Annotated in this window: 11 protein-coding genes and 1 pseudogene; 9 read left to right on the forward strand and 3 right to left on the reverse strand. The window is 60.3% G+C overall.

What is annotated here, in order from left to right; genetic code table 11:
• The first annotated feature begins 55 nt into the window (after positions 1-55).
• The 4 genes from HNO86_RS03255 to HNO86_RS03270 all read left to right on the forward strand — a co-directional run bounded on the left by HNO86_RS03255 (position 56) and on the right by HNO86_RS03270 (position 8,162).
• A complete protein-coding gene (locus HNO86_RS03255; protein WP_175375595.1) occupies positions 56-1,054 on the forward strand; it encodes an AraC family transcriptional regulator in 999 nt (332 codons plus the stop codon).
• A 242-nt stretch (positions 1,055-1,296) separates the two neighbouring features.
• On the forward strand, positions 1,297-2,334 hold the full coding sequence (locus HNO86_RS03260; protein WP_175375596.1) for a histone deacetylase family protein: 1,038 nt from the start codon (positions 1,297-1,299) through the stop codon (positions 2,332-2,334).
• 4 nt (positions 2,335-2,338) lie between these two features.
• The gene (locus tag HNO86_RS03265) at positions 2,339-3,439 is read left to right on the forward strand and encodes a polyamine ABC transporter substrate-binding protein (RefSeq protein ID WP_175375597.1); all 1,101 of its coding nucleotides are present in this window, start codon (positions 2,339-2,341) and stop codon (positions 3,437-3,439) included.
• Between the two features lie 664 nt (positions 3,440-4,103).
• On the forward strand, positions 4,104-8,162 hold the full coding sequence (locus tag HNO86_RS03270; RefSeq protein ID WP_306167725.1) for a dermonecrotic toxin domain-containing protein: 4,059 nt from the start codon (positions 4,104-4,106) through the stop codon (positions 8,160-8,162).
• A gap of 13 nt (positions 8,163-8,175) precedes the next feature.
• On the opposite strand, the gene HNO86_RS03275 is transcribed toward HNO86_RS03270, so the two are convergent.
• Positions 8,176-9,711 (reverse strand): PLP-dependent aminotransferase family protein, encoded by a 1,536-nt coding sequence (locus HNO86_RS03275; protein WP_175375599.1) that lies wholly within the window; start codon positions 9,709-9,711, stop codon positions 8,176-8,178.
• 93 nt (positions 9,712-9,804) lie between these two features.
• Between HNO86_RS03275 and HNO86_RS03280 the strand changes: the two genes are divergently transcribed.
• From HNO86_RS03280 to HNO86_RS03290, 3 genes are read left to right on the forward strand one after another with little or no spacing between them, the layout of a single operon-like run.
• Positions 9,805-10,428, forward strand: coding sequence for an FMN-binding negative transcriptional regulator (locus tag HNO86_RS03280; protein WP_175375600.1), 624 nt, complete (start codon positions 9,805-9,807; stop codon positions 10,426-10,428).
• Between the two features lie 9 nt (positions 10,429-10,437).
• Positions 10,438-10,884 (forward strand): GNAT family N-acetyltransferase, encoded by a 447-nt coding sequence (locus tag HNO86_RS03285; protein WP_175375601.1) that lies wholly within the window; start codon positions 10,438-10,440, stop codon positions 10,882-10,884.
• Between the two features lie 17 nt (positions 10,885-10,901).
• Positions 10,902-11,573 (forward strand): GNAT family N-acetyltransferase, encoded by a 672-nt coding sequence (locus HNO86_RS03290; RefSeq protein ID WP_175375602.1) that lies wholly within the window; start codon positions 10,902-10,904, stop codon positions 11,571-11,573.
• 98 nt (positions 11,574-11,671) lie between these two features.
• On the opposite strand, the gene HNO86_RS03295 is transcribed toward HNO86_RS03290, so the two are convergent.
• Together HNO86_RS03295 and HNO86_RS03300 are read right to left on the reverse strand one after the other, a co-directional pair.
• Positions 11,672-11,950 (reverse strand): helix-turn-helix domain-containing protein, encoded by a 279-nt coding sequence (locus tag HNO86_RS03295; protein ID WP_175375603.1) that lies wholly within the window; start codon positions 11,948-11,950, stop codon positions 11,672-11,674.
• Positions 11,947-12,291: pseudogene (locus tag HNO86_RS03300) on the reverse strand (type II toxin-antitoxin system HipA family toxin); the annotation flags it as partial. The gene HNO86_RS03295 and the pseudogene HNO86_RS03300, both read right to left, overlap by 4 nt.
• Before the next feature lie 321 nt (positions 12,292-12,612).
• Between HNO86_RS03300 and HNO86_RS03305 the strand changes: the two are divergent.
• Positions 12,613-15,576 carry an autotransporter domain-containing protein gene (locus tag HNO86_RS03305; protein WP_175375604.1) on the forward strand — a complete coding sequence of 988 codons (2,964 nt, stop codon included), beginning with the start codon at positions 12,613-12,615 and terminating at the stop codon, positions 15,574-15,576.
• 329 nt (positions 15,577-15,905) lie between these two features.
• A complete protein-coding gene (locus HNO86_RS03310) occupies positions 15,906-17,042 on the forward strand; it encodes an autotransporter outer membrane beta-barrel domain-containing protein (protein ID WP_175375605.1) in 1,137 nt (378 codons plus the stop codon).
• The last annotated feature ends 53 nt before the right edge of the window (positions 17,043-17,095 follow it).

The raw sequence follows: 17,095 nt of genomic DNA on the forward strand, positions 1-17,095 counted from the left end.
TTGTGCGGCACACAATTTGCTCACCTTTCAGCACCCCCAAGGCTGGAAGCCAACCATGCTCCACTCCCATCTCACCACCCTCAACGCCGTTTCCCTGGTGCTCAACACCTTCAAGGCCGAAGGTCTGTCGAGCGAGGCCCTGCTGGCCGGCAGTGGCATCAGCGCGGCGGATCTCAACCGGGCCGACACTCGCATCACCACCAACCAGGAGATGCAGGTCTGCGCCAACGCCGTCGCCCTCAAGCACGACATCGGCCTGGAGCTGGGTCGACGCATGCACGTGTCGTCCTACGGCATCCTCGGTTACGCCCTGCTCACCTGTGCCACCTTCGGTGACGCATTGCGCTTGGCGATACGCTATCCGGCGCTGCTGGGAACACTTTTCGAGTTGCGCCTGGAGGAGGATGGCGAGCGCGTCTGGTTCGCCGCCGCCGATTACCGCGAGAGCCCGGCCATGGCGGTGTTCAATGCCGAGTTTTGCCTGGTATCGCTGAAGGTCACCTGCGATGACCTGCTCGGCCATCCACTGCCACTGCTTGGTGCGCGCTTCGAACACGCCGCGCCCGACTATCAGGCGTCCTACGCCCACCCCTTCGACTGCCCGCTGCATTTCGGCGCGCAGGACAACGCTTTCGCCTTCGACAGAAAATGGCTGGAGCAACCCCTGCCACTGGCGGACGCCATCACCCACCAGGCCATGGCCGAACGCTGCCGCAAACAGAACACCGAGTTCACCGGGCGCCAGGCGTGGCTGGGACGGATTCGCCAACTGCTCAGCGCGCAACTGAATGCGGCGCCGGGCCTGGAAGGCCTGGCCGAACAGATGAACTGCTCCACGCGAACCTTGCGCCGGCATCTCAAGGACATGGGTTGCAGCTATCAGGAACTGCTGGACGAATTGCGTTTCGAGCAGGCCAAGCAGATGCTCTGCGAGGATCAGATGCCGATCTACCGGATTGCCGAAGCGTTGGGCTTCAGCGAGACCGCAAGCTTTCGGCATGCCTTCGTGCGCTGGAGCGGTGTGGCTCCCAGCCAGTTCAGGCCACACGGATAACCTGTGGGAGCGGGCTTGCTCGCGAAGAGGTCGGTACATCCGACTCATTTTCGTCGGCCGGAATACCGTCTTCGCGAGCAAGCCCGCTCCCACAGGGTTTTGCATTCCACGCATTGTAAGGGGCGAATTCCGGTCAAACGTTTTGGCCATATCGATCCCCTTTTGGCCTTTCCTGCCGTTCTCCAAATCCGCCCGCGCCGCAAGACTGTGTTCAAACCGAATCAGCCTGCGGAGAACAAGAAATGCTGACGATCTACTCGGATGATCACCACCTGCACCACGGCCGTTGCGAATTGATCGACGGCCAGCTCAAGCCCTGCTTCGAGATGCCGTCCCGTGCCGACCACGTGCTGGCGCGCGTGCAAAAGCAGGAACTCGGCCCGGTGCAAGGGCCGAAGGATTTCGGCCTCGAGCCGATTGCGCGCATCCACAGCCGCGACTACCTCGACTTCTTCAAAGGCGCCTGGGCCCGCTGGACCGAATTCAACACCGACGGCGACCTGCTGCCGTACACCTGGCCAGCTCGCACCCTGCGCCAGAAAAAACCCACCAGCCTGCACGGCGAACTCGGCTACTACAGCTTCGACGGCGGGGCGCCGATCACCGCCGGTACCTGGCAAGCCGCCTACAGCGCCGCGCAAGTTGCCCTTACCGCCCAGGCTGAAATCCAGCGCGGCGCCCACAGTGCCTTCGCCCTGTGCCGTCCACCGGGACACCACGCCGCTGGCGACTTGATGGGGGGCTACTGCTACCTGAACAACGCCGCCATCGCCGCCCAGGCCTTCCTCGATCAGGGCCACAAGAAAGTCGCGATCCTCGACGTCGACTATCACCACGGCAACGGTACCCAGTCGATTTTCTACGAGCGCAGCGACGTGCTGTTCACCTCGATTCACGGCCACCCGGAAGCCGAGTTCCCGTTCTTCCTCGGCTACGACGACGAACTGGGCGAAGGCGTCGGCGAAGGCTTCAACTTCAACTATCCGCTGGCCGCCGGTTCCGGCTGGGATGTCTGGAGCGCGGCGCTGGAACAGGCCTGCAAGGAGATCGAAAGCTACGGCGCCGACATCATCGTCGTGTCCTTGGGCGTCGACACTTTCAAGGACGACCCGATCTCGCAATTCAAACTCGACAGCCCGGATTACCTGGCCATGGGCAAGCGCATCGCGGGCCTGGGCAAACCAACGCTGTTCGTCATGGAAGGCGGTTATGCGGTGGAAGAAATCGGCATCAACGCCGTGAACGTGCTCGAAGGCTTTGAAAGCGCCCAGGGGAAATGACGCCATGAACAGACTCACGCGTTTTATCGCACCAGCGCTCTGCGCCACGGTGCTCAGTGGCGCCGCCCACGCCGAAGAACGAACCTTGCGCGTTTACAACTGGTTCGACTACATCACCCCCAAGGCCCTGGAAGACTTCAAGGCGCAGAACACCCAGACCAAACTGGTCTACGACATTTTCGACACCAACGAGGCCCTGGAAGCCAAGTTGCTGACCGGTAACTCCGGCTACGACGTGGTGGTGCCATCCAACGTGTTCCTCGCCAAGCAGATCGAAGCCGGCGTGTTCCAGCCGCTGGACCGCAGCAAGCTGCCGAACTGGAATCACCTCGACCCCAAGCTTATGAAGCTCATCGAGGCCAACGACCCGGGCAACAAATTCGCCGTGCCCTACATGTACGGCACCATCCTGATTGGTTTCAACCCGGACAAGGTCAAAGCCGTGCTAGGCGACAATGCGCCGGTGGACAGCTGGGACCTGATCTTCAAGGAAGAGAACATCAGCAAGCTCAAGCAGTGCGGCGTCGCCCTGCTCGACTCGCCGTCGGAGATCCTGCCGCTGGCCCTGCAACACCTCGGCCTGGACCCGAACAGCAAGAAGCCGGCGGACTACGACAAGGCTGAAGCCCTGCTGATGAAGATCCGTCCATACGTCACCTACTTCCATTCCTCGAAGTACATGGCCGACATCGCCAACGGCGACATCTGCGTCGCGGTCGGATACTCGGGCAGCTTCTCCCAGGCTGCCAACCGTGCCAAGGAAGCCAAGAACGGCGTGATCGTCGACATGCGCCTGCCCAAGGAAGGCGCGCCGATCTGGTTCGATATGCTGGCCATTCCAAAAGGCGCGAAGAATCCTGAGGACGCCTACACCTTCATCAACTACTTGCTGCAACCCCAGGTGATTGCACCCGTCAGCGACTTCGTCGGCTACCCGAACCCGAACAAGGACGCCACCGAGTTGGTCGACCCATCGATCCGCAACAACCCGAACCTGTACCCGACCGAAACGGCTATGAGCACGCTCTACACCCTGCAACCGCTGCCGCGGGATGCCGAACGGGCACGGACCCGGGCCTGGACCAAGATCAAGTCCGGTACCTGACAACAGCACTCCTGCAGGAGCGAGTCCGCTCCTACAGGGGGCATTTCCTCGCAGTATCTATCTACCACCGGACATTCGGATCAGCTCTCTACCTTGCCGCTCTCCGGCGCACACGCGCCTCAACGGTTAGACAAGGAAATGATCCATGCCCGAACACTCCACGCCCAGCGCTGTTGATGTACTGACCCAGCTGGTGACCGGCCCCTCGCTCACCGATGTGGCATCGAATGCATTACGCCTTGCGCTGAAAACGCTGTACCCGAACCTGGAGATCGATCCGCAACTGGCAATGGTCGTCACACCCCACTGGTTGATCGACGGTGAAGACGTCATTGCCGGCCGCCCTCGGTTCGAATCACTCACCAACATCCTGGTGCGACTCGGGTTGTCCGGCTCCACCGTGACCCTAATCGACGGTGAGCACTTTCTGACCCTGCAACCAAGGGTCGAACCGGCGATTCAAATCCCGGTGAAGATCAATGCCATAGGCCTGCTGATCAACGAACTCGCACCGTTGCTGTTTGTGGCTTATCAGGAACAACAGGTCGACTACTGGAGCGAACTCACCCACTCCGCAGAACCACGCTGGTATGAGCTGTCGGACTCATTGCGCGGCATGTGGAATGTCAGCGCGCCCCTTGGCCTGGACGCGGACCGGCAGGCGATGGTCAAGGCCGTCTACAACGCACCCGACAAGCAACAGCGTCTACCCACGGACAAGTACAAAATCCGCGCTTGCCTGGTCGACCTTGATCAGGTCGAGGGCACCACGCGCACGCACCTCAATGTGCTCGACATCACCGTGCTGGTCGGTTCCCTCGCTGACCGAACGCTGATACTGACGCACTCGATCACCCAAGGGTTCAAGTCGTTCGATACGTTCGATGCATTGGGTCAGTCCCTGGCCGATGCGTATCTGACCAGCCCCACGGACAACAGTCTGAACTGGCGACTGGTCGAGCCCGAAGGCAACTTTTTCGACCACCAGGCCTGCACCTTGATTGCCCTGGAGGCGGATGCCATCGGGAAGATCAATTTTTTCAAGACTGTGGACAAAATCGCCCCCTACCCTCACCTCGGCAACCTCGGTCCAAGCGATGTCCCTCCTTTGCGACTCCAATCCCATTTTGATCGGATGCAGCCTTTGCTACCGCCGTGGCTGGACAACGCGTCCCCTACGGATCAAGCGAGTTACAGCCGACACCTGATGGACCTGACGGTCTTGCAACACCGCAACGCCGGTAAAACCTTTCAAAGCGAAATTCCCGACATTCATGCGTTCACACTGGACGCACTGACCAGACAAATACGCCAGGATCACCCGCAGGCAAGCAACGTGAGGCTCGACAATGTCGAGATCAGCATCACCAGCCTGGTGGTCTGGGGCACCTTCGTTTTACCGGGACAAACCGACACCCTGACGTTATCGCTCACCGAACTGGCGCTGCAAAACCTGGCGGGATTGCCTCGGGGGAACAAGACGGTGCGTTACACGGACGACTCTGCGTTGCCCACCTGGATGACCCCTGACTATCTGGAACGACTGGTCACCACGGTCAACATCGGCGCGGCCTATCCCGAGATGCTCAAAAGCCGGCTGATCGACGACTCGAACCAGGCTCGAGCCCTTAGACGCCTCTACACCAGCCAATTGCCGGTGGAGCTGCCGTTACTGGCGTTGCAGCAAAAAATCCGCGGCAACGCGGGGCTGGACGAACAGGGTTATCGATACGTGATCGCCGCCTTAGCGTCCTCCCCCACGGATCGAAAGGTGGACGGACAAGACATCGTGGTCCGCCCGCTGGCCTTCATCCCGTCGCACCGTGCGGATACCACGCCTGACAAAGTCGCCAACATGTTCATCATCGGGCCACGGCAGATCGACATGGGACCTTGCGTGCTCTATCGGCCGTTACTGAACCCGCCGTTGCTTCAATATCCGTCGCAAAGCAATCTGCTCTACGCAATCCAGCATTCCAGGTCACTGAGGGAATCGGTGCTGGCCTGGTTGCCAGACAGGGCCCGTTTCAACTACAGCCAATACGTGTTTCCAGCGAAATTGCCGTCAATCTGGGTGGTGCCGCAGTTGTTGGTTGACCCCACGACCGCGCTCGACATGAGCGGCCCCGTCACGCTGTCTGCAAGCATCATCGAACAGGATCTGCTGGACACGCTCTTCAAGTCGGCCGTTGACGCGATGATCACCCAGGCAGATCGGCAGTCGGTGTCCAACGCCGAGGCGCGCTGGGCGACGCTCAAGCAGGGTGGCTGGCTGATGTTCAACGCGGCACTGCCGTTCCTGGGCCGGACTGTTGGCGCTGCCGCGTGGATCTGGCAAATCATGGACGACATGCAAGCCATCAGCGATTCGGGGAACGAGGAACAGGCCACGCTCGACTGGACGGCCTTGACCGATATTCTGATGGCGCTGGGCATGGTCCTCGCCCATCGCGCGGCAACCCGCGCACAACCGGCGCGCGCATCGGCGCAAGCGCCTGTTTCACCGGCGGAAAAACTCCCGGAAAAGATCCTTCCGAAAACACCAGCGATCTTGCGTTTGCCGAACATCAGCGGCAACGACCTTCCCGCCACCCATGAAACATCACTCAACGCGATCAACGCGCTAAACCGCTCGCGGCCGGGCCTGGCATCGGTACTGGATGCCCTGAAAATCCCCAAGCCCGTGGCGCTGGGCGAGCCTGCAAGCGAGGGGGCCTATCAACACCTCTATGCGCATGCGCAGAAGTGGTACGCGCCGGTGGGCGAACGCTGGTTCGAGGTGGAACTCAATGACGAGGGGCTGGTGCAAATCATCGATTCACGTCAGCAGCCTGGGCGCATGGGACCGGTGTTGACCCACAGCGCCAGCGGTCAGTGGGTCATCGATCTTCGATTACGCCTGCGCGGAGGTGGGTTGAGCCGTCGGCTCAAGAAATTGCAGCTGGAAAACCAGGCGAAGCTGATGCAAAAGAGGGCCGCGCTGACAGCGTTCGATAATAAGCAGGAAGACATGCATCAAGAGCGGGCAGATGCGCGCCAAAAAATGCTCAAGGCCGGACCGGAGACCGCCGTAAGTGCGCGACAACAGTTTCTGGACATGCTCGATAGGCAGTACAAGGCCTATGACGACCACATTCGGGACCTCAAGGCCCTGAACATTCTGGAGGCCATTCCCAATTACCGCACGGCGATGCTCGATCGCTTATCGCTGCAGTTGTTTCTGGCGCAGTCGTGGCTGGATGAATCCTTGGCCGGGTTTCGCGAAAACCTGAACAAAACCATGGCGTGGATTGACGAAGAAACCACGCCACCCTCGAAAGAACATTTAACAACCTACGAAAAATTGAGCGACCAGGCGCAGGGCGTGATCGAGAAGATCGAGTCCGCGCATTCACGCTTTCAGGAACTGAGCCTGTTGGGCAAGGAGGCCGTCGAGGTCAGCCATGCCTACCGCAAAAAGCTGCCTCGCTACTCCATCAATGAGCTCAAGCTGCTGCGGGTCTCGCTGGGAGGCGAACTGTGCCTCAAAGCCGGCCCTCAAGAGCCCTCGCTGGACGCCATGCAAGTGCTGGAAACCCTGATCGATGATGCCGCCATGAATATCCAGAGCTCGCAGGAACTGAGCACTGACGAAACCCTGCTCAATCTCGGTGAGCGCATCGAGGCGATGAGCAATCTGGCAGAGCAGTTTGCGGTGATTGATCAACGCTTCCTCGACTTCGTCGATCAATACCCGGAGCAGATCGAAACAGAGCGCCTCGATCAGGTACGCACGATTACCGCAGGCTTCAACAAAGACACCGTTGACCGACTGGCGAATATGCTTCGCGAACGACGGCTCGTCGAACCGGTTCCCGGGCCGTCCAGACTCTCGACTCCCCAACCGAAAAAAGTCATCAAGACCCGGTACAAAGGCACACTGATCGGCGAACCGCGAGCGAGCGCCGACGGTGAGCAGGCCAATCTGGTCGATGTGAAATCCCCCCTTACCGGCAAGATCATCGCCACGTTTCACGAAAAAAAACCTGGGGAATGGCTCGAGAGAGTCACTCCCAAAGCACCGCCGATCAAAGCGGCGCTCGACTTGGGGAAAAGTGTCGAAGCCGGACAGGCCCTGCTGGATGACCTGGCAGACTTCCATAAACGCACTGAAACCTACGCCAAACCGCCACAACGCATTCCGGTCGAAATCGAAGAGATCTACCAACGGCATGGCAAACGCCTGCGCGAGGCCGGGGAAGCGATCGACTCCGCGTTGACCGCGCTCAATCTCACCGACGATCCCGCAACGTCTGCCGCGGCGCTGATCAAGCGTCTCGACGCGGCCGCAACAGCGCTTGATGAAAAAGGTCACGGCAGCCGCGTGCAAATGATCAAGCAACAGCCTCCGACGGCGGCCCGGGTCGAGTGGCTCAAGGAGAAAAGAGAAGTGGAGATCTCGAAAAAGCCCCCTCGTCGCCGGCTCAAAGGGTCGCGCAAGGACTATTTGGATGAATACGAAGTGCTCGACCACAAAACCCGCAAGGTGCTGTGGTATGCACACTTTCACTATGCCGATGCTGACGCGGCTGTTGGATCGTTCACCGCTGCACATTTGAAAACCGTGGGACAACGGCTGCTGGGAGGGGCGTTCAATGTGCGTGGCCAGAGCGACCAGGACCTGATCGCCATCTACCGCAGCGAGATCGGCCTGGCCCTGGCCAACCGCGTGTTCTTTTCCTGAATCAACGATTCATTCAAACCCGCCACACCTGCCGCAAACGTGCCAGAGCCGATTCGATCGCCGGCTCCGGCACCGCGGCAAATCCCAGTACAAGGCCGGCACGCAGATCGATGGGCGTTGCCGAATCGGGCAACCAGTAATTGCTCAACCCATTGATTTCCACACCCACCGTTTCTGCTTGCTCAATCAACTGTCGCTCTCTGGCCACACTGTCCACAGAAACCGTCAGGTGCAATCCGGCCGACACTGCGGGCAGGCTGCCGACACCCGCCAGCCGCTGGGGCCAGCCTTCCATCAGCGTGTTGCGGCGGCTGAGCGCGGCTCGGCGCATGCGACGTATGTGTCGTTGGAAATGCCCGGCGGCCATGAATTCGGCCATGACCACTTGGGTGCTGACTTCGGAATGCCGGACATCCACCGCCCGCCGTTGCGAAAACGCCTCCACCAGCCCCTGTGGCAACACCAGATACCCCAGGCGCAACGCCGGAAACGCGACCTTGCCAAAGGTGCCGACATACAACACGCGCCCCTGCCGGTCGAGTGCCGCCAACGGTGCCAGGGGCGCTCCGGTATAGCGGTATTCGCCATCGTAGTCGTCTTCGACGATCCAGCCCTGAGTGCGTTCGGCCCAGGCCAGCAGTTCCAGGCGTCGGGCGAGACTCATGACCACGCCGGTCGGATACTGATGTGAGGGCGTAACGTAAGCCACGCGGCAGTCGCCACAAGCCGCCAATGCCGCGCAATCCATGCCCTCGGCATCCACCGGCACCCCCTGTAAACGCCCCCCTGACATCGCGAACGCATGCCCGGCCGCGCGGTAACCCGGATTTTCGATGCCCACGCCATCGCCGGGCTCCACCAGTAATTGTGCACAAAGGCTAATCGCCTGCTGCGCACCACTGGTGATCACAATTTGTTCAGCCGTGCACTGCATGCCCCGGGAACTGCGCAAATAGGCTGCAATCAGACTGCGCAGCCGGGCATCCCCGGCCGGGTCGCCATAACACAACTGCTGCATATCCGGTTTTCGCCAGAAAGCCGCGTTCAGCTTGGTCCAGACGTCGAACGGGAACAGATCGAAGGCCGGCACGCCCACTCGAAAAGCCTTGGGCGGCCCGCTGGGAGGTCGAGGCAAATGGTTATTTTCCAGGCGCTGCAGCGCCCCACTGTGGATAACTTTACTGGATGAAATCCCAGGTAAATTTGTCGATTTTGTGGATAAGGCTGTGGGTAAGCCTGTTGAAAAGCCTGTGGATACTTTTGTGGATAGTTTTTCGGACTGAGGCAATCGAGCCACATAGGTGCCATCTCCGACCCGCCCTTCAATGAAGCCTTCGGCATATAGCTGATCGTAGGCACGCACCACGCTGTTGCGTGAAATCGCCAGCGCTGCCGCAAGGTCCCGTGTCGCGGGAAGCCGCGTGCCACTGGCAAGCCTTCCATCCAGAATGCGCAGGCGTAGCGCTTGATAAAGCTGACGGCTCAAACCCTTGTGACGGTCAAGCTCGATCCCCGCCGGGTTGAATGGCAACGCAGGTGAGTCCGGCATGGAAATGGACCTATGAAATTGCTCTTTAATGGCTCTTACAACAGACCATTAGCCTGCCTAGGATGAGCGCATTCGCCAAGGAAAATCTGTGCCATGTACACGCCCCGCACTTTTGCCATCGATGACTTGTCCCAACTGCACGAACTGATCCTCGCCACTCGCCTGGCCATCCTGGTGACCCACGGCGAGCACGGTCTGCAGGCCAGCCATGTGCCGGTGCTGCTGCATCGCGAACAAGGCCCTAACGGCACGCTGTACGGGCACCTGGCCAAGGCCAATCCGCAGTGGAAGGACCTGCGCGACGGCGCCGAAGCCCTGCTGATTTTTTCCGGTGCCGATGCCTACGTCAGCCCGGGCTTTTATCCGAGCAAGGCCGAGCACGGCAAAGTCGTGCCGACCTGGAACTACGTCGCGGTACACGCCTATGGCCGCGCCGAAACGTTCAGCGATGGCGGGCGGCTGCTCGACATCGTCAGCACCCTGACCGATCGCCATGAGAGCGGTCGCGCCCAGCCGTGGAAAGTCGACGACGCGCCTGCCGACTACATCGACGGCATGCTCAAGGCCATCGTCGGTTTCGCCGTGCCGATCGAACGTCTGGAAGGCAAGCGCAAGCTCAGCCAGAACCGCACTCCCGCAGACATCGCTGGTGTGCGCGAGGGGCTTGCTGCCAGCTCCGATGCGCAGGACCAGGCCCTCGCCCACTTGATGCGTTAAGGAAAAAACATGACTCAGATCGACATCCGCCAGGTCAGCGCCGACGACCACGCCGCCTGGCTGCCGCTGTGGCAGACCTACCTGCGCTTCTACAAAACCGAACTGCCCGAGACTGTCACGCAAAGCACTTGGCAGCGCCTGCTCGATCCGAGCGAACCCACCCACGCCGCACTGGCCTGGGCCGATGGCAAAGCGGTAGGCATGGTGCATTTCATCTACCACCGTTCCAACTGGGCCATCGAAAACTCCTGCTATCTGCAAGACTTGCTGGTAGCGCCCGAAACCCGCGGCACCGGCGTCGGCCGCAAGCTGATCGAATTCGTCTACGCCACGGCCAAGGCTGATGGTTGCAACAAGGTCCACTGGTTGACTCACGAAACCAACGCCACTGCGATCCAGCTCTACGAGCGCATCGCCGAACGTCCCGGTTTCATTCAGTTTCGCAAGGCCATTTAAGATTCAAGGAGAACACCATGCCGACTTCACTTGCCGACTGGAAAGGCGTTCAGCCACCGTCGGTGCAAACCCTCGAAGGGCGCTTCATCCGCCTGGAAAAACTCGACCCGGCGCGTCACGGCGACGATCTGTTCAAAGCCCTGCAAGGCCCCGGCGCCGATCCGAAACTCTGGGACTACCTGCCTTACGGCCCGTTCCCGGAACGCAGCGCCTTCAACGACTGGCTGAACAACCACGCAGCCCACAGCGACCCGTACTTCTTCAGCGTGATCGACCGCGCCAGCGGTGAGGTGCAGGGCATCCTCAGCCTGATGTCCATCGTCCCGGCCCAGGGGCGCATCGAAATCGGCCACGTCACCTTCGGCGCCCCCATGCAGCGCTCGCCGAAAAGCACCGAGGCGATCTACCTCCTGGCCAAGGAATCCTTCGCCCTGGGCAACCGCCGCCTGGAATGGAAATGCAACAACGCCAACGCCCGCTCCAAGTACGCCGCCGAGCGCCTGGGTTTCAGCTTTGAAGGCGTGTTCCGCCAGCACATGGTGGTCAAGGGCCAGAACCGCGACACCGCGTGGTACTCGATCCTCGACTCGGAATGGCCGGCCGTTGCGGCAGGGTTCGAGAAGTGGCTGAGCGACGAAAACCAGACGGACTCCGGACAACGCAAAGGCCTGGCCGAATGCCGCGGCTGACCGCCTGAAAGCAAAAGATCGCAGCCTTCGGCAGCTCCTACAGGGTCTCTGCGCAGGAGCTGCCGCAGGCTGCGATCTTTTGATCTTCAATCACGATTTCAGCCGACATCCCGCCGAATCCGCACAACCCCCATCTTCATCCCGAACGGCCGAAACACCGCGTTCAACGACTTCAACGTCTGGTTCCCTTCCCCATGCTCGATGTGCACCAGTGTGCGTACCGAGATTTTGCACATCTTGGCAAATTGGGTCTGGTGCAAACCGGTGACCTCGACGCGCAGGCGTCGGACTGCTTCACCTATCTCGAGCGAACCTTGAGCGAGCCCTTCTCGTATGTCCTCTATGAGCTGCGTACGCTCGGCGACGGTCATGCTCATTTCAGATCCCACTCTTTCAAACGTTGCTCCAGGTTCTTCAAAGCGATTCGCGGGTGATTCATCGTCACGTCGGGTAATCCGCTGGCGCTCAAGATGTCGGGAAGTGCCGCGAGGCGCTGCGCATCCTGACGCAGTCGCTCGAAACAATCAGACGCATCAGCCAGCGCTGCCAATGGATCATCAGGGTCCGCAATATCAGCCAATGCACGACAAATCCCACGCCAATCAACATCCCCCGCTCGCTCCAGCTCCCTTGGCCATTTGGTCGTGCGTGTCACACCTTCGTCATCCATCACCATCGGGGCCAGGTCATAGATCGGCGCCAGGCGAAACGACGAAACCTTTTTCAGGATTGTCGAAGCTCAGGACCAAAACGTCGTCCCATTTTCCGGCAGTGAATATTTGCAAGGTCAGGTTATACATTCACTATCACCTGCATTTAAATGCATTTTTCGCGAATAATTCGGTGCATGACACGCAATATAGTGCATTCCATCATTCATATCAGGCTGATGAAACGCATTAAAATGCAGATTTAACGCGAATCCTCACTTGCATATGCAAAACAATGCAGATCCATCGTTTTCACTTCTCGTACATCAATCTGTAAAAACCAACCGCTATACAGGACGCCCCCGCTTATAACAAAACGGACGTCCCAAATGCCCTTCTCTCCCCAGCGACTGGCCTTGGTCATTGCCTTGTTGACCAGCACCAGCGCCATGGCTGCACCCTACAAGACCGTGCAGATCGATACTGCCACCACCACCGCGCAAACTCTGGGTGGTGCGGACACTTTGACGATTTCGGCGCCGGGGAGCATTACCAATGCCGGTAAGGCTGTCAGCCTCAAGGACGGTACCGCAGGCGTGGGCGTGGTGATTGATAACGCGGGGAAAATTTTTTCCACAGGCGGCAGGGCGATCGACAGCAGTGGTGATCTGACCCAGGCGCGCAACTACAGCATTTACAACCGTGCCGGCGGGCAGATTCTGGGGTTCAACGATGCCCTGCGCATCGACAGCAATTTCGCCAGCGGCAGCCTGTTGATCGATAACAGCGGCACCATCCGCTCCACAACCGGTCAGGGGCTGGACCTGGATGCGCTGCGCAGCGCCGGGGCCACGACCACCATCATCAACCGCGCGGGCGGGTTGATTCGTGGCGATGCCAGCGACGGCATGAAGACCGGCGCCAACGCGACCATCACCAACCGTGGCGAGATTTCCACCGGCGACTCGCACAATGCCGACGAGAAATTCGACGGTATCGATATCGACTCGGCCATCGGCGTGACGGTGACCAACTACGGCACCATCTACGGCGGTCGCCATGGCATCACTACTGACCTTGGCGCGACCTTGACCAACTACGGGCAGATCACCGGGCGTAACGGTTCCGGTTTCGGCTCCGATGGCGATGGCACGGTGATCAACCACGGCACCATTACCGGCGCCTATTCGGGATTGCAGGCCAATGGCGACGGCGATGGCGTGGACATCGATAACCTGGCTCACATCGAAAACTACGGCACCATCCAGGGTGTGGGTGCTGGCGGCGTGGACAAGAACGGTTTCGCCAACGGCAGTGAAGGCATCGCCTTGGGCGGCGGATATGTGTTGAACGCCAAGGGCGCGCTGATCAGCGGCGCCAACAGCGCCATCCTGGTCGACGATGGCAGTGGCGGTGCCGGCGTGGCGGCGACCACCCTGGATAACTTCGGCACCATTCAGGGCCTCGACGGCTTCGGCGTGAAATTCGTCGGTGAGTTCGCCGACCGCGTGATCAACGGCGGCACCATCAGCGGCAGCGACGGTCTGGCGCTGGATTTGGGTGGCGGCAACGACAACCTGACCCTGCGCAACGGCAGCCGTTTCATCGGCACTGTCGATGGCGGCAGCGGATACGACCGCGTGGTCATGGATGACGCGGCGGGTGGCAGTTTCGGCAGCAGCCGCAACTTTGAATGGCTGGAGGTTCAACAAGGCGCCTGGACACTCACCGGCAGCGGCGATTTCAGCGACGGCGGCGCCGTGCGCAACGGCGCGACGCTGATCAACCAGGGCGACATTGCCGGCAGCCTGACCGTGGACGCCGGTGGCGTGTACGCCGGCGGTGGTTCGGTGGGCAACCTCAACGTCAACGGCACCTTGCGAACCAACACCGGCCTTGGCACGGCGACCATCGTCCACGACCTGAACATGGGCAGTGCATCGACCCTGGCCTACGGCGTGAATGCCGATGGCAGCAGCGCTCCGGTGCAGGTCGGCGGCACGGCCAACCTCAACGGTGCGACTGTGGCCGTGAATCCCGGCAGCGGCACTTATCCGTGGCAAAGCCATTACACCGTGCTGCAGGCTGCGCGCATCAACGGGACCTTCGGCACGGTCACCAGCGACTACGCCTTCCTCACGCCTACGCTGGCGTACACCCCGACCCAGGTCGACCTGACCTACACCCGCAACGATGTCGCCTTCAACGAATTCGCCGTCAGCGGCAACGGCAGCAACGCCGCCAACAGCCTGGCTTCATTGGGCCGGAATAACGCGCTGTACAACGCCTTGTTGAATACCACCAGCGCCACCGCCGGCGCGGCGATCGAGCAATTGAGCGGCGCCAGCAACGCCAACCTGACCAGCGCGACCCTCGGCGCCAGCAGCCAGGTCGGTGGCAGCATGCTCTCGGCGATGCAGCAAATGGGTGGCAGCCCGGGGTTGATGGTCGGCCTCGATCAGCGCGATACGCCGATCCTTGCCGCCAACGGCGTACCGACTGCAGCACGCAACCTGAACGACCCGAATGCCCGCGGCCGTCTCTGGCTGCAAGCCATCGGCGGCTACGGCAAGCTCGATGGCGAACACGGCAGCAGCGGCCTGGAGCAACGCACCAAAGGCAGCGTGCTGGGTGCCGACTGGTCGTTGAGCCCACAATGGCGCGTGGGTGTGCTGGGCGGTTATTCCAAGACCGATCTGGATGCGACCGGCGTCGACGGCAATGTCGAGAGCTGGCATGCCGGCGTTTACGCGCAGCATCAGAATGGCCCGCTGGCCCTGCGCCTTGGCGCGGCGTACAGCGGTCATCAGGGCGAGAGCAAACGCACCATTGCCTTCAACGGTTTCAGCGACCGGCCCAAAGGGGATTACGACGCCGACAGCCAACAGGCGTTCGCCGAACTCGGCTACGCCATGGGCAGCGGCCGACTCAGCGCCGAGCCGTTCGCCAGCCTCGGCTATCAGCGCTACCACCGCGACAGCTATCAGGAAAAAGGCGGCGCCGCGGCACTGGACGTCGACAGCCAAACCCAGGACAACTTCAGCACCACCTTCGGCCTGCGCCTGGCGCACTTGGGCAGCCTGGACAACGGCATGAGCCTGACCCCGCGCATGACCGCCGGCTGGAAACACACTTACGGCGACGTAACCAACTCGACTCGCCAGGCCTTTGTCACAGGCGGCACGGCGTTCAGTGTCGATGGCAGTTCGCTGGATCGCGACAGCCTGGTGCTGGAAGCCGGGCTGGACCTGGGCATCAGCGCCCGGCATTCGGTGGGCATCGGCTACAGCGGCGAGATTGGCAACAACAGCCGCAATCACGGGCTGATCGGGCAGTGGCAGATGAGCTTCTGATCCACTGATCTACAGCGCGACGCTGTACCTAAAGAATCAAAGCAAAAGATCGCAACCTTCGGCAGCGCCTGCACGGGTTTGATGTACGACCTGTAGGGGTTGCCGAAGGCTGTGATTTTTTGATCTTCGTATGCGCTTTCCATCGATATGCCGGTAATCGGTTGTAGGAAAAACCCACAACCAGGCGTCAGAAGAACCCTTGCAACACAGCAGCCAGCCTTTTTCCACAAAATGATCCGACGCTGCCCGCACCACCTCCGGAACGGGCTGACATCGCAAAAAACAGCCGCTTCTTAAAGTTTGGCCTCCTGTCTAGAAGGCCAAATCCGATGCCCTATCAACTCCCCTGCAAGCCCCGTTTTTTTGTTTTAACGATTGCCTCAGCACTGGGATTCATCAACGCTGCGTTCGCTTCGGGCAATTCGGTGCCGGCCCTTACAGCGCCGAAGTTGTCCGGCTACACAAGCGAATCCCTCGCCTATGATCTCGTGACTTTCACGGGTGACAGTAACGCAAACCTCGCCAAGGCCACGCTCAACAGTGACGCGCCAATCAGCGCAGCACTGCTCTCTGCCATGCGCCGGTTGGATACCAGCAGTGTTACTTACCGCGAAAACGTGTCGCCTCGAATGGCCGCAAGCAGTGATGCCAATGGCAGAGTCTGGCTGCAGGCGCTGGGGCACAGCGGAGAAATGGATCGAGACTATGACCCGCTGAAATACTCCACCCAAGGCCTGCTAATGGGGGCTGACTGGCAGTTGAGCGAGTATTGGCATGTAGGCGTGATGGGAGGTAGCTCGGTCACTGGCCAGAAAAGCAAAGAGCTCGATGGCAACCTGGAAAGCTGGCACCTGGGTGCCTATGCCTTGCGCCAGGTCGGACCAACGTCCCTTCGCCTGGGCGCGACCCACAATAACCATAAGGGCAGCAGCGCACGCCGTGTAAACCTCCCAGGTTTCACGGATCGCCCCGAAGGCCGCTACGAGGCCTTCTCCCAACAAGGCTTTGCGGAATTGGGCTACAACCTGGGTCGCGCCAACGTCAGGATCGAACCGTTCGCCAGCATTGGCTATCAACGTTATCAACGCGACAGTTTCACGGAGAGAGGTGATCGCGCAGCACTGAAAGTCCGAGGGCAATCCGAGGACAACTTCAGCAGCACATTCGGCCTTCGCCTGGCGAAACTCAACCGACTGGATAACGGCATGCAACTGACGCCGCACTTGAGCGCCGGCTGGAAGCATACGTATGGCGAGGTCTATACCGAAACCAGGCAACGCCTGCTTCTCGGCGGCAATGACTACAGCACCTACAGTGCGCCACTGGATCGGAACAAGGTGATGGTGGATGTCGGTTTGGACCTGAAGCTTTCCGAGCGCAACACACTCGGCATGGGTCTAATGGGTGAAATGGGCAGCGATAGCCGCAGTCATGGCATCACTGGGCAATGGCGAATGAGCTTCTAGTCACCCGCAAATTCGAGACAAAAAAAGGGGAGCCCATGCTCCCCCGAGGTTTA

This window comes from Pseudomonas sp. C1C7 (genome assembly GCF_013359595.1).
GTDB lineage: Bacteria > Pseudomonadota > Gammaproteobacteria > Pseudomonadales > Pseudomonadaceae > Aquipseudomonas.